This is a genomic window from Sphingomonas sp. PSPC2-2 (assembly GCF_049897725.1).
Taxonomy (GTDB): Bacteria; Pseudomonadota; Alphaproteobacteria; order Sphingomonadales; family Sphingomonadaceae; genus Sphingomonas.
Genome location: NZ_JAFCWU010000010.1, coordinates 121,177 through 132,955 on the forward strand (window position 1 = coordinate 121,177; position 11,779 = coordinate 132,955).

Annotated in this window: 11 protein-coding genes; 8 read left to right on the forward strand and 3 right to left on the reverse strand. The window is 61.2% G+C overall.

The genetic code is table 11. From position 1 onward, the window contains the following. Positions 1–2 precede the first annotated feature (2 nt). The 6 genes from trbC to ACP7BY_RS17215 all read left to right on the forward strand — a co-directional run bounded on the left by trbC (position 3) and on the right by ACP7BY_RS17215 (position 8,275). Entirely contained in the window at positions 3–746 is a 744-nt protein-coding gene (trbC, locus tag ACP7BY_RS17190) for a type-F conjugative transfer system pilin assembly protein TrbC (RefSeq protein WP_010405704.1), read from the forward strand. Beyond that, positions 743–2,578, forward strand: a complete 1,836-nt coding sequence (locus tag ACP7BY_RS17195; RefSeq protein ID WP_010405706.1) for a conjugal transfer protein TraN — start codon at positions 743–745, stop codon at positions 2,576–2,578. Before trbC ends, ACP7BY_RS17195 begins: the two co-directional genes overlap by 4 nt. Then, positions 2,559–2,948, forward strand: a complete 390-nt coding sequence (locus ACP7BY_RS17200; RefSeq protein WP_033964353.1) for a hypothetical protein — start codon at positions 2,559–2,561, stop codon at positions 2,946–2,948. The genes ACP7BY_RS17195 and ACP7BY_RS17200 overlap by 20 nt, the downstream gene beginning before the upstream one ends. Positions 2,949–3,173: 225 nt before the next feature. Next, entirely contained in the window at positions 3,174–3,977 is an 804-nt protein-coding gene (locus tag ACP7BY_RS17205; RefSeq protein WP_010405710.1) for a conjugal transfer protein TraF, read from the forward strand. A gap of 65 nt (positions 3,978–4,042) precedes the next feature. Then, positions 4,043–5,443, forward strand: coding sequence for a conjugal transfer protein TraH (locus tag ACP7BY_RS17210; protein WP_010405711.1), 1,401 nt, complete (start codon positions 4,043–4,045; stop codon positions 5,441–5,443). Between the two features lie 18 nt (positions 5,444–5,461). Continuing rightward, positions 5,462–8,275, forward strand: coding sequence for a conjugal transfer protein TraG N-terminal domain-containing protein (locus ACP7BY_RS17215; RefSeq protein ID WP_137788464.1), 2,814 nt, complete (start codon positions 5,462–5,464; stop codon positions 8,273–8,275). 9 nt (positions 8,276–8,284) lie between these two features. Here the strand turns inward: ACP7BY_RS17215 and ACP7BY_RS17220 are convergent, their stop codons facing one another. Beyond that, positions 8,285–8,497, reverse strand: a complete 213-nt coding sequence (locus tag ACP7BY_RS17220) for a hypothetical protein (RefSeq protein WP_010405712.1) — start codon at positions 8,495–8,497, stop codon at positions 8,285–8,287. 300 nt (positions 8,498–8,797) lie between these two features. Here ACP7BY_RS17220 and ACP7BY_RS17225 point away from each other — a divergent pair, with 300 nt between their 5' ends. After that, positions 8,798–9,379, forward strand: a complete 582-nt coding sequence (locus ACP7BY_RS17225; RefSeq protein ID WP_231565016.1) for a hypothetical protein — start codon at positions 8,798–8,800, stop codon at positions 9,377–9,379. A gap of 29 nt (positions 9,380–9,408) precedes the next feature. After that, complete coding sequence (locus ACP7BY_RS17230) at positions 9,409–9,972, forward strand: RES family NAD+ phosphorylase (protein ID WP_231565015.1); 564 nt, start codon at positions 9,409–9,411, stop codon at positions 9,970–9,972. Between the two features lie 15 nt (positions 9,973–9,987). Here ACP7BY_RS17230 and ACP7BY_RS17235 read toward each other — a convergent pair whose 3' ends face one another. Both ACP7BY_RS17235 and ACP7BY_RS17240 read right to left on the reverse strand, forming a co-directional pair. After that, positions 9,988–10,776 (reverse strand): Fic family protein, encoded by a 789-nt coding sequence (locus ACP7BY_RS17235; RefSeq protein WP_231565014.1) that lies wholly within the window; start codon positions 10,774–10,776, stop codon positions 9,988–9,990. Beyond that, positions 10,724–11,725: a site-specific integrase gene (locus ACP7BY_RS17240; RefSeq protein WP_010405721.1), complete on the reverse strand. Its 1,002-nt coding sequence runs from the start codon at positions 11,723–11,725 to the stop codon at positions 10,724–10,726. The genes ACP7BY_RS17235 and ACP7BY_RS17240 overlap by 53 nt, the downstream gene beginning before the upstream one ends. Positions 11,726–11,779 lie beyond the last annotated feature (54 nt).

The following is an 11,779-nucleotide window of genomic DNA, read 5'->3' on the forward strand; positions in this document are numbered from 1 at the left end:
CGATGCGCTATCTCACCATCGGCATCCTCGCAGTCCTTGGTGCCGCTGGCGTGTCGGCGCTGCTCGCGCAGACCGTCGACGGCGTGGACGTCCAGGCGATCAAGAAGCGTTCGACCGATCTCGCCGCAGAAGCGCAAGCCTTCGTCGACCAGGTCAAGGACAGGGGCGACCAGTTCCGGGAAGAAGCCGCTCAGGTTCGCGAGGGCGGCACCGAAAATATGCGCAAGGTTGCGACGATCGATCTTCCAAAGGGTCCGGCAGGACCGGTCGATTTCGACGAGATCGTGAAGGGCGCGTCCCAGAATGCGAGCGCAAAGGGTGGGGAAGCGCCACAGTTCATCGTCTTCGCAAGCCTGTCGATGCCCGACGCGACGCTGAAACAGCTCGTGCGCGACACCTCAAGCGCAGGCGGCGTGGTCGTGTTCAGGGGCTTTCCGAACAATTCGGCGAAGGAGTTCGTGACGCGGCTCGGCAAGGTTGTCGACAAGGGGCAGTTCGCCAGTATTGGCATCGATCCCCGACTCTTCCGCGCGTTCGATGTTCAAGCCGTCCCAACCTACATCACGGTCTCGTCCGACTTCGACCTATGCGCCGGCTTCTCCTGTCAGACCAAGGTGCCGCCTTATGACCGCATGATCGGCAACGTGACGGTTGAATATGCTCTTTCGACCTTCGCCGAGGGAAGTGGCCCCGGCGCGCGTGTGGCCGCGGTGGCGCTCTCGAACATGAAGCGCGATCGGCAATGATCGCGCGGCGCCTCTTGGGAGGATTGTGCGCGCTGCTGCTCACGACTGAGCCCGTCGCCGCGCAGGAGATGACGGTCGACCAAGCCCGTGCTGAGGGCAGGGCGATGGCCCAGGAGAAGAGGAACGACTCCTCGCTGGTTCCTTCGAGCGACGCGCAGGCTGCGGCCGTTCCTGGCTACACAGGCACCAGCCAGCCACAGACGACCTATTATGACGACCCTGACAAGCTCGTCGCAGACGCCCAGGCGCTGAAGTCATCAGACCAAAGCTACCGGGTCACAACGGACGCCGATCACACCCGCGCGACATTCAGCAACGCCGAGATCCTGGCGACGACGAACCGCGCAACGACCGTCGAAAGCGACCCGTCGGCCTATCTCGCAGGCGAGGCGTATAGCAGCACCAGCGGAAGCTGCACGCCGCTTCCGCCGGGCTCAGGAACGAGCGGATACTACGAGGCCACATGCAACCAAGGAACTAAGATCGAGCAGGAGTCCCGATCGTGCTCGATCACGATGGTGCCCGAGACCACGACAGTCGACGCGTACAAGTTCTTTGTCGTGCCTAATGGAGCGTACGGCACCCCCTTTGCGCGATATGATGCGATGGCGCCGCACCTGGCTTCTGGTGTCTGCCGGCCGACGGGCATCGTGATGCAGGCTTGTCAGGCTCACAGGATTTACGGCGTTTCGACGAACAAATTCTGCGACGATTATAACGCCACCGAGTATGTCTGCTCTGAGAACCTGACCGATCTCTCCCTTCTTCCAAGCCCGATCACGGGCCAAGGCTGGCACGCCAAGACGACCGAAACCCAGGTGACCACCAAAAGGGTCGATGGTTGCGGAGCCATGGCCGGCGATACGATGTGCACGGCCGATGCCGCCGGGGAAGTCTGCACCGAAGGCCCGGAGACCCGGATGATCGACGGCGTACCTGTCACGCAATCGTGCTGGGCGTGGAAGCGCAACTTCACTTGCAATGTCATGTCGGCGGGCAACGATTGCGGCGATCTGGAGAGCAATCGGTCCTGCACGTTCCTTCGTGAAGATTGCCTTGATGATCCGCAGAGTGGGGCCTGCAAGGTCGCGGAGAAAGTGTATCGCTGCCCGACCCCATCGAGCACGGTCGGGGGCGACAAGCAGTATATATGCGGGGACGACGTCTACTGCATCAACGGCGATTGCGAGCCGATCGTCCGCGAGGCGTCGACCGAGTTCAGGGACGCGCTCGTCGGCCTTCATGCACTCGATCAAGCCGGCAAGGAGTTCAACGAAGCCGATTTCAAGGTTTTCACCGGCACACGCGAGACCTGCCACAAACCCGTATTCGGCTTAATCAATTGTTGCGCGGGAAAGGTGTCCGGTCTCGTGCCGCTCGGTGCTGGTGCAGCCGCGCTCGCCGGCGGGCCGGCCGCGATCGCCGCTTTCGCCACGCCGTTCCTTGTCCTGTTCGCATGTAGCCAGGACGAGATGAAGCTCGACATCAAAGATCGGATGGGCCTTTGCCATAATCTCGGCAGCTATTGCTCGTCGAGCTTCCTCGGGATCTGTTCGACCAAGCGAACCGCCTATTGCTGTTTCGAGAGCAAGCTTTCGCGCGTCCTGCAAGAGCAGGGCCGCCCACAGCTCGGCAAGCCTTGGGGTAGCGCGAAAAAGGAGCAGTGTCAGGGCTTCACCGTCGACGAGTTCGCGAGGCTCGACCTGTCGGTAATGGATTTCACCGATGTTTATTCCGACTTCATGGATGCAGCGAAGCTGCCCGATGAGGTCCAGACCATGTCCGAAATTCAGGACAAGATTCAGGACTATTATGATCTTCACGGCAAATGACCGTCGGCCGGCCGCGTCAGGCGCCCGGCACGAGTGGGACATGTCAATCTTCGAGCTGGCGATTTTCGTTGGCACCGATCGCGCCAAGACGCCCGCGCGCGCTGACTTCTTGTCGGAGTTCCTAGCCGGCTGGATCGACTGCAAGATCGCGGTCGAAGACATCGATCGGGCACTTTCGAACATGATCGATAGCGGATGGCTGGCGGTGGTCGGAGAGCGGTTGATGCCGACGGAGAAAGGCCGCCGCGCCGCCGGTGTGTTGCTCAATGGAGTGATCGGGATGGTCGACCAGGCGGATGCTGCTGAAAGGCGCTTCGCCAATGTGGATCGTGCAGAGGCTCGCAAAAAGGGAATCGGATCATGGTTTTGACGTTCGTTCAGCTGCCGGCGCTGATCGCACTTCTGTCAGCTTTGCCGCCCGCGAAGCCGGCCACATCACGCGGCTGTGGAGCCGCTGCCGTCCCCAGTGATGTCGATTGCTGCATCCACCTTGCGCTCTGGGACGGCCAAGCTGCGCACCCACAGCATCCTTCCACGCAATCCGCTGTATCCAACGAAAGGACGTCCAGCGATGCCAAGATTCGCTAGGCTTTCGATGCTCCTGCTGGGCCTGCCGCCGGTCGGCACGGCGGTTCCGCTCCGAGCCCAAGAAACTACCGCCGCTCGCGATGCGATTGAGCAGGACATGCCCGATGATTTCTATTGTGGAGAGCGTCGGCTCGGCCAGTGGTTCTATTGCGCGAAGCCGAAGCCGACCGAGACCCCGCTCAGCGCCGCGGCCGAGCCGCAGGTGAGCGCGGCCGATCGGATCGCGGCGATCGGCAGGCAGCTCGACGAATTGAAGGCGCGTGCGATCCTCGAGCCGAGCGAGGCCAACGTCATTGCCTATGTTCGCTTTCAACGTGAGCAGCTCGATCGCGCGTCCACCTTCTCCGATACCTGGCAGCGGGCGCTCTGGCAGAACCCCGATCTCGACTACACGCTTCAACGACCTGTCTCGACGGTCGGCAAGCGCCTCTGGCTCGACAACCGCAAGGCGGACCGGGATGAGGTCTTGACTAACCTTGGGCAGCGATATGGCTTGTTCTATTTCTACGCGCAGAGCTGCGGCGCCTGCGAGGTGTTTGCGCCGATCCTCCGCTCGGTCACCGACAGCCACAGGATGACGGTGATGGCCGTCTCGATGGACGGCGGCCCGAACCGGGAATTTCCCAACTATGTGGTCGATTCTGGCCAACGAGCCCGCATGGGCGTGCCCGGCAATGAGACGCCAGCGCTTGTCCTGTTTGACACGCAGACGAAGCGGACGATTCCGGTCGGCTACGGCGTGCTCAGTGCCGACGAGATCATGGACCGCATCTTTATGCTGACTAACACGAAGGTGGGGAGCGATTATTGATGGAACAGACACCAGAGCTTGGGCGGCGGTCCCCTCTCCACAGGAAGATAGCGGCGTGTCTGGCGATGGTTGCTGCGTCCCATTTCGCCTTGATCGGTGTGGCCCGGGCCGACGTCGCCTCGGAGATGAACGGCTTCTTCAACGACGCTGGCGGTGCCGCGAATGTGACTGGGCCAACGGCCTTCCAGGGCCAGTCGGCAGGCTATTATTCGCTCGGAAATGTCTGGACCCGCTTCCCCCAGAAGAGCGTTTCGCCGTTCAATCTGCAGCTGCCGAGCGCACGCGCCGGCTGCGGCGGTATTGACCTCTTCAGCGGCAGCTTTTCCTTCATCAACGCCTCCGAGATCGTCGCCATGTTGAAGGCGACGGCGAACAATGCGCTCGGTTTCGCCTTCAAGCTCGCCATCGATTCCGTGTCGCCGGAAATCGGGAAGGTGATGGATGAGTTCAGCCAGAAGGCACAGCTCCTCAACCAGATGAACATCTCGAGCTGCGAAACCGCGCAAGCGCTGGTCGGCGGAATCTGGCCGCAAATGGACTCCACCCGTTCGACGATCTGCGAAGCGGTCGGCAACAGCCAGGGCGTTTTCTCGGATTGGGCCGCGTCCCGCCAAGGCTGCAACAACGGCAACAAGCGGGATGCTACGATTGCTGGCAACACCGACGCCAACATGAAGGATCAGCTTGTCGGTGAACCCCATAACTACACGTGGGAGGCGTTGAAGAAATCGGCCAAGTTCGGCGCCTTCGACCAATCCTTTTCCGAATACATCATGACGCTGGTCGGCACTGTCGTGACCCAGCCTTCCACGGATCCGTCGGTGGGCGGCAAGGTCGTGATGTTCGGTCCGGCGGAGGAGGCCGTTGTCACGGCGCTGCTCGACGGCACGGCCGACGCGCCGGCGGTCAAGATGCTCAAATGCAATGATACCGACTGCTACGATGTCGGCGAGCAGACCCTGACCGTTCCGGCGTCGTCCGCGCTCCGGCCGCGGATTGCCGGCATGATCAAATCCATGAGCAGCAAGATCCGCACGGATACCGCGCTTGATGCGGCCGAGAAGCAGCTTCTGAACATTGCGACCGTCCCGATCTACAAGATCCTCGCCGTTCAGGCCTACGCACACTACGCGCTGACCGATGGCGAGATCGAAACGCTGTCGGAGATCGTGGCCGTCGATCTGTTGGCTGCTATGCTCGACAACATGCTTGATCGCGTCGAGCAGGCTCAGACGCATTATCAGACGTTTGACCAGGTGACCGCCAATCAGTGGAAGCAGCAGATCTCTGCGACGCGCCAGAAGTTTGCCCAGCGAGATGTAAAGCTCTCGAACAAGCTGCAGGTCACCATGCAGATTATCGACCGCAGCATCATGCTCGAGTCCACCCTCCAGAACTCGATGACGCCGGGGATGTCGTCCGCGCTCAATTTCTCGCGCGGGCTCAATGCACAAGGGCTGAACTAGGGCAGGGGAGCTGCGGGGATGGTGGAGGTCTTCACGGTTGGGGGTGGCGAGTATCTCGTCAACACCTTCAACGCCGTCGCTGCCTGGTCCGGGGGTGGGGGATATCGATCCTTGCTCCGCGTCGTGATGGTGATGGGCCTGATCTACTCGTTGCTCGTCGTCGCGTTCACGCTCAACTTTCGAGTCTGGCTGAACTGGTTCCTGCAATCGACACTGATTTATCTTTGCCTGATGGTACCGACGATCGATGTGAAGGTGACCGATCGGATCAATCCGTCGCTGGCACCGGCAACGGTTGCGAACGTACCGCTCGGGCTTGGGGTGCTTGCGAGTTTCACGACTCAGATTGGCGATTGGCTGACACGTACCGCCGAGACTGTCTTCGTTATGCCGGGCGAACTCAATTACTCGAGCAATGGCATGGTCTACGGCGCGCGTCTGTACGATGCGACCCGCAACTTCGTCATCCGCGACGCTGAGTTTTCGACGAACCTGGAAGAGCACTTCAAGAAATGCCTGTTTGGCGATGTGATGCTTTACCGCAAATCACTCACGGTCCTTGCGCAGTCGAAGGACCTCTGGACGGACATCGGGCCAGGATCGGAAGCTCGATCGCAGGAGTGGTTAGAGCGCCAGGGCGACGGCACGGTGAACAGCGCGATCGTCACCTGCCGGCAGGCCTACGATATGCTCAACGCCCAATGGGCGCCGATGATAGAGGCAAACACGCCGCTTTGGGGCAAGGAACTCTATCCGAAGCTGAGCAACACGCTCGCGGCCGACAAGCTCAAACACGATCTGCCGATCGCGAACGCTGCCTTCACTGGATCGGGCAGCAACTATTCTGACTCGATGCGACAGAACACGGCCATCAACGCATTCATGCAAGCACGAAACAGCATGGCGGGCGGGTCCGGCGCGGCGACGATCGATACCTTCGCGCAGACGCGCGCGGACATACAGGCGCGCAACACCTACAATTCGATCGCTCAGCAGGCGATGGCCTGGGTGCCGATTTTGAATATCGTCCTCACGGTTGTCTTCTTCGCGATGTTCCCGGTGATCTTCCCGTTGTTCCTCATGCCCCAAACGGGGCTGACGACGTTGAAGGGTTACGCGATGGGGTTCTTCTACCTCGCCGCATGGGGACCGCTGTACGTCATTCTCCATATGATCTGCATGACGAGGGCGGAGGCGGCTGCGGCCGGTGTTGCCAGTGGCGGCGTGACGCTTGGCACCTATGCCGGCATAGGTGCAGTGAATGGTGAGACGGCGACGATCGCCGGCTTCATGCTGATGAGCATCCCGTTCCTCGCTGCCGGCCTGGCGCGTGGAGCCATGTCGATTGCGGGGCAGGCGACGTCGATGCTCGCGCCCGCGCAGAATGCGGCGGAGGCGGCCGCACTCGAGCAGACGACAGGCAATTATTCCTACGGGAATGTGAGTTGGGCAAATTCCACGTCGAACATGCGCCAGAGCGATCAGTGGACGACGGCACCGAGCTACATGGGCGGCGCGACCAGCGTCGGCTGGCGGCAGGATAACGGCGCGGTCGTGTCTGGCTTCGGCAATGGTCAGGAGGTGTTCGACACCAGCGGCGCAATCTCGCGGCTAGGGTTCACGCCAACGATGAACTCCGGAACGGTGGCGGAGTGGCGGGAGATGGCGAGCGACGCGCATCGTCAGGCGCAGGCGTTCGAAAATGCCGCCCAAGAGATCCTGACCAGCACGCATACCAACCGCAGCGCCTTTGGAACCTCGACGGAACGCTCTTCGGGCTTCGAATCTGGTGCCGGTAGTTCCGCAAATACCAACGTCGAGAAGTTTGATCGGACGACCGGCTCAAGCTCACAGGGCCTGGAAGAGCGCTCATCGACCGGCCAGAGCCAGCGGATCTCCGAAGGTCACGATCGGCAAGCTGGGACGACAGATCAAGTCGCCGGTTCGCTTGGAGGGGCGCTTGGTGGGGCTGGGCGGGGAGCTACTGGCGGGAAGGGCCGATTGGGCAGCCTGCTGCCAAACGTCAGCGGCACTGTCAGTGTCAACAAGACCGGAACTCAAACGGATAACCTGCGGTACGGGACGGATTCGAGCAAATCTACTGACTCTTCTAGCTCCTCGTCGAGCGGCGTGCGCGATGAACACTCGAGCGGCATCGGAGCATCCACCTCCGACGGCACTTACGAACGGTCTGGTGTGTTCAGCCGGTCTTCCGCAACGTCTTCCTCCTCGCAAAGCACTGAAGATGCCCTTGCACGGGCGCGCTCCTACACGGAAGCGGCACGCAAGATGGAGGAGCTGTCCGAGTCGCTTTCGCGCGACGCCAGCTTCGCCGAAACGCACGGGATGCAACTCAGCGAAAATCTGAGCCAGGACCTCGCGCAGTGGTACCGGCAGCAACAGCTGCTGCACCCGAACCTGGACGCGCCAGAACTATGGGCGACGAACCTGACCGACCAGCAACGTGCTGTCAGGTCGCAGATGATCCAGCAATGGTCTCAGGAAAAACGCGACGCGCTTTGGAATGAAATCCAGGGCAGCATCTCCGAGCCAAATTTGGTCGATGTGCGCCGCACGGATGTAGGGGGGCCTGGCGATGTCCGAGCGTCTTATCGCCCGCACGGGGTTGATCGGCTTGGCAGCGGCAGCCGGGGCGGCGATCCAAATGCCGCCGCAAGAATCATCGACGAGGGTCGGGCCAGGCTGAGCGACGACAGAGCTGCTGCAGAGGCCGCCCGATCCAATCGAGCTGGCGCAACCGTTGATTTGCAATCGGAAGTAAACCGCGATCAAAATCGCGGATTTTTCACCGATCCTGATCTTAGGAAATGAATGTGCAAATCACCAGGCCACGAACAGATAGACGCCAGTTCCCACAAGCAACACCAGCGAGATGAGGCCTCCGATTGCTCTGCCGGGTGTGAGCGGTCTATCGTCGCTTGAATCAGTGATCTGAGGGTTCATCAGCTGATATTCTGCTGTGAACTGCTCTTCGATGTAGACCGGACCGCCAGGGAGGTCCTTCGTTGCGAGGTAGGTTCTCAGGTCGTACATGTCGAAAGCTCCGGACACCGATTTTGTACAGTGTTCGAAGTTTGTTCGCAATGGCCTCTTGCCAGCTATCGGGTTTATCGAAGCGCGACAGATCGTGCTTATGTCCCTACGAATGCTCGAATGAAGCCCCTCGGGCTGGGCATTTTTGCCTTCCCTCCTTGCAGCTCGAGAATGCCTCGAAGAGATGCGGCCAGTGCTTTTCAAGCGGCGATCCGCGCCGCCGAGACCAGCTTACGAAGCGCTCGGTTGAAATTGTGTCGATTTCAGCCTATATGGAACTGACTCAACAGGAATGATCGAATGGTTCGTCCGGCAAATATGGGATTCGTTGATGCGGACCGTGTCCTTCACGACCGCATAGTGGCAAGCACCGATCGCATCATCAAAATGATGCCGGCGGCGGCAAAGGCGGCCGCTATCAGCAGCATCGACGTGCCCAGCTTGGTCTTTCATCTGGCTCTTGGCATTCCGGCGGTCGAAACGGACAATCCGGAGGCCGCAGAGAGGATCACGAACGCCATCGCTTTCAAGCGACGGATGATCGACGCCGCGGGCGGGGCGCTGACTGCGGAGAAGGTGCGCGCACTGCTTGGACACAAGACGATTCAGGCCGTCTATAAAGCGGTGAAGGATCGCCGACTGCTTATGGTCGAGGACAATGGGACCAAGCTGTTCCCGGTGTTCCAGTTCGACGGCAACGCGATCATCCCAGGAATCTCGAAGGTTCTCAGTGCCGCTCCGCACACGACCGGCTGGGCCATTCTGCAGTTCCTCGTTGGTGGCGATGAAGGTCTTGATGGATTGAGTCCCATCACGCTCCTCAAGGGCAGCGACGCAGAGGTCGAACGCGTCGTGCGATTCGCCCATACGCTCGAAGACTGACGCATATGGCAGCGAAAGGGGGGATACCCGTGGCGACGATCGCTACGGGAAAAGTGCTACATCGGGTTCACGGCGCGACGGTGGCTGCCAGATGGTATGGACGCAAGGACGCGACCTGGCGGTGGGATGATCCCGAAGGCAAGTTCGGGGTTCTCTATCTGGGAAAGACGCTCGTAGGGCCATTTGCGGAAACACTGCTGCGAACACCGGGGGATAGAGACGTCCTTTGGGATCAGGTGGCCAGGAGACGCGCCGCTAACTTCACAATTATGCGGCCAATCCGTCTAGCCAAGGTCCATGGACCGGGCCTTGGCTGGTTTAAGACCACCGCCGCCGGTGTCTCTGCCGACTTCGATCCGGTCGACAATCCGGGTGCCTATGTGGTCCCACAGCAGATTTCCGCAGAGATTTATAAGAGCACGAGCCTGGACGGCATTCAGTACCGATCGCGGTTCGATAGCGATGAGCTCTGCATCGCACTTTTCGATCGGGCTGATGCGGCGATCTCGTTGGGTGCCGAGGGCGTGCCCATCGGCAAGGACTGGACCCAGAAATTGCTCGCCGATCGTGGCTATACGCTGATCGAGCTTTGAACCAGGCCCGGCCGCTTACGGCGCTATGCCGCTCGCGGGCAGATCGAAGGGACCAGCCAACCACGAACTGAGATATTCGGCCACCATCGCGAGGTAATGCTCGCGCTGGTCGGGAACGGCCCGCGTGAACATCTCCAGCGGCCAGGCAAGCAGGCGATCAAACGGGCGCGGGTGGATGGCGAAACGGGCGGCAAGTGGGATTGCCAGTTCGGTAGCCGCGGCGGCGAACAGGGCGCGCTGGATATGACCGTTTCCATCGAGAAACGGATGGATTTTGCCGAACCAGCAGAAAAGGTGCGTCAAGGTCAGGAGCTGCACAAAAGGCTTAGCAGACCTTGCGGGAACCAGTTCGCGACGAACTTCGGAGAGCATGAAATCGAGCCGGGCGACGACGTTCTCGGGCTCCTCGAACGAAAAGCTCTTTTTCGGGCTGAAGACTTGCGGGGCGCCCAAACGCCGTCCCTCGAGCGATGTCCCCGCCGCACCCCGGTAGGTGCCGGCATATTCGGGGTAACCGGGCGGCGTGAATCCGACGAACAAGGTGCGGTGAAGGTCTCTGGGATCGGCCAGTATGGAAGAACGATAGGCGGGGTCGACAAGGATACGCTGTTGGAGAGCCGTGCAGGCCTGCGTCATCGCCGCATCGTAATTGGGCATGGCATATGCCTGCCATTCTGGCGCTGTCGTCATTGCCGGCTCGTCCGGGATCTCGAGTTTCGCTTCGAAGCCAGAATTGCCGGACAGCCCGGCATCACAGAAACTCCTCACCTGCATGGTCGTCGAACAGTGCGGCATCGCGGACATAGCCGGCGACTGTGTCGAGCGACTTGTGGCGCGAGTGGTCCTTCATCTTGAACAGGTTCGCTCGCTTCGCGGCCGCCTCGGTAAGGAAGCCCGCGCGCAGGGAATGCCCGGAGAACAGGGCTGGGTCGAGCCCTGCCGCCGACGCGCAGGCTTTGACCAGACGAGCCACGGTCTTGTCGGTGATCGGGTCGGCCGTCAGCACGTCCCCCCGCGTCAACCGACGAAACACCGGGCCTGTCCGGGGCTTTCCGATAGCGGGATCCAAGCCGATCAGATCGGCGGCCTCGAGCCAGTCGTTGAGGAGGCTCACCGGCCGGATATGACGGCCTTCGGGGATCGCAATCTCCTGGCCCTCGGCTTCCTGATCGCCTTTCGAACGGGGGATCGATATCCGCACGCCCGCGATTTCGAATTCGAGATCGGGCAATTGCATGCCCGCTATTTCGGAACGGCGAAACGCGCCCGCCATGCCGACCGCCAGGATCGCGCGATCGCGCTTGGCGCGCAGGCCTGCGTTCGTGATCGTCGCAAGCATGGCGGTGAGCACGTCCGCCGCTGCAGGCGCCTTCTGATCCTTCTTCCGAGCATATTTGCGGCGTACGCCCGCCATCATCTGCGCGATAACGCCAGCGGCATCGCGCGCCATGGGAGAGGCAAGGCCCGCCTCTTTGTGGTGATGGTTGATCGCCGCGACGCGGCGGCCGATCGTGACCGGTGCGATGCGGGCCTCCGCCTCGACATGCGCAAAGAGCGCGACGATGTCCGGATGGGCGGGCAGGGCTTCGACGTTGCGGGCATCGCAGAAGTCGCAGAAGCGCTGCCAGTCGGATGCATAGGCTTTTTGCGTTGAGCCAGCCTTGGCGGCCGCGAGCGTATCGCGCGCGCTTTCGATCTCGGCGAGCAGGTCGGCAGGGAGATCGGCCGATAGTGGCAAGAGGTCGCGGCCCATCAGCAGCGCACGCCTGCGCTATCTTGGGTCCGGTCGCGCGCGCCCTTGCCGGTT

Excerpts from the sequence above, each read along its gene's own strand:
- trbC (WP_010405704.1), top strand. The coding sequence starts at position 3 with ATGCGCTATCTCACCATCGGCATCCTCGCAGTCCTTGGTGCCGCTGGC.
- ACP7BY_RS17195 (WP_010405706.1), top strand. The coding sequence starts at position 743 with ATGATCGCGCGGCGCCTCTTGGGAGGATTGTGCGCGCTGCTGCTCACG.
- ACP7BY_RS17200 (WP_033964353.1), top strand. The coding sequence starts at position 2,559 with ATGATCTTCACGGCAAATGACCGTCGGCCGGCCGCGTCAGGCGCCCGG.
- ACP7BY_RS17205 (WP_010405710.1), top strand. The coding sequence starts at position 3,174 with ATGCTCCTGCTGGGCCTGCCGCCGGTCGGCACGGCGGTTCCGCTCCGA.
- ACP7BY_RS17210 (WP_010405711.1), top strand. The coding sequence starts at position 4,043 with ATGGTTGCTGCGTCCCATTTCGCCTTGATCGGTGTGGCCCGGGCCGAC.
- ACP7BY_RS17215 (WP_137788464.1), top strand. The coding sequence starts at position 5,462 with ATGGTGGAGGTCTTCACGGTTGGGGGTGGCGAGTATCTCGTCAACACC.
- ACP7BY_RS17220 (WP_010405712.1), bottom strand. The coding sequence starts at position 8,497 with ATGTACGACCTGAGAACCTACCTCGCAACGAAGGACCTCCCTGGCGGT.
- ACP7BY_RS17225 (WP_231565016.1), top strand. The coding sequence starts at position 8,798 with ATGGTTCGTCCGGCAAATATGGGATTCGTTGATGCGGACCGTGTCCTT.
- ACP7BY_RS17235 (WP_231565014.1), bottom strand. The coding sequence starts at position 10,776 with ATGTCCGCGATGCCGCACTGTTCGACGACCATGCAGGTGAGGAGTTTC.
- ACP7BY_RS17240 (WP_010405721.1), bottom strand. The coding sequence starts at position 11,725 with ATGGGCCGCGACCTCTTGCCACTATCGGCCGATCTCCCTGCCGACCTG.